The sequence below is a fragment of the Micromonospora sp. CNZ303 genome (assembly GCF_004345505.1).
Window position 1 is genome coordinate 1 of sequence record NZ_SLVT01000053.1, and the last position, 1,298, is coordinate 1,298.

1 protein-coding gene is annotated in these 1,298 nt (G+C 67.3%); it reads left to right on the plus strand.

Annotated features, from left to right (window positions below; translation table 11 throughout):
• Window positions 1–117: 117 nt before the first annotated feature.
• Entirely contained in the window at window positions 118–1,266 is a 1,149-nt protein-coding gene (locus EV374_RS32350) for an IS30 family transposase (RefSeq protein ID WP_486486079.1), read from the plus strand.
• Window positions 1,267–1,298 lie beyond the last annotated feature (32 nt).

Sequence of the window (1,298 nt, forward strand, 5' to 3'; positions counted from 1 at the left end):
CTTGGGTTCTAGGGATCGTTGCAACGCCTGACCTGATCAGGGGTTGCAGTGTTCGAGATCCGTGGAGATCGCCGGCCGCAGGGAGCGAAGAAGCTTCGCGCGGAGCGCCAGGCATATTTGGATCTTGTGGCGCGGGGTGTAAGTACGAGTGAAGCGTGCCGGCTGGTCGGGATCAATCGCAAGACTGGTCACCGCTGGCGGTACGGCCGCACGATCCAGACGAAGGCCGGGCAGCAGGGAGTACCTCCCGCTGCCCGGCCTTTGGCCGTGGCAGACCGGTTTCTGTCTCAGGCCGAGCGGATCGTGATCGCTGATCGGCTGCGGGAGGGTGCCTCGCAGGCGGCGATCGCCGCTGAGCTGCGGCGTTCGCCAGGCACGATCAGCCGGGAGATCCGCCGCAATCGGCACCCGGACAGCGGTGACTACCGGCCCTACGCAGCCCAGCAACGCGCCGACAGCAGGCGGCCTCGTCCGAAGATCGGCAAAATCGCCGCGTGCCCGGCGCTGCGGGAACACGTCCAGGCCATGCTGGATTGCAAGCACAGCCCGGAACAGATCAGCCGTCGGCTGCGCCGTGACTTTCCCGAGCGGAACGAGCTGCACGTGTCACACGAGACGATCTACCAGGCGCTCTACGTCCAGGGCCGTGGCGAACTGCGCCGAGAACTGACCGCCGCGCTGCGCACCGGCCGTGCGGTGCGACGTCCCCGCCGTCAGCCTGGCCAGCGCCAGCCCCGCTTCACCCATCCGATGGTGATGATCAGCGAACGGCCCGCCGAGGCCGACGACCGTGCCGTGCCCGGACATTGGGAAGGCGACCTAATCATCGGCAAGGACAACGGCTCCGCCATCGGCACACTTGTCGAACGCTCCACCCGCTACGTCCTGCTCGTGCACCTGGGCGCCGGCCGCAGCGCCGACCGGGTCCGCGACGGCCTGCTCACCGCCATGGCCACCCTGCCGCACCATCTGAAACGGTCTCTGACCTGGGACCAAGGCATCGAGATGGCGATGCACCATCAGTTCAGCATCACCGCGCAGATGCCGGTCTACTTCTGCGACCCGCACTCACCCTGGCAACGCGGCTCCAACGAGAACACCAACGGACTGCTGCGCCAGTACTTCCCCAAAGGCACCGACCTGGCCGTCCACAGCCCCGACCACCTCGCCACCGTCGCCGCCGAACTCAACGGCCGCCCACGCAAAACGCTCGGCTGGGACACCCCAGCCGAGCGCCTCGCTAAGCTCCTAGCCGTCACCGACTAGCCAACGCGTTGCAACGACCCCTTGAAACCGCC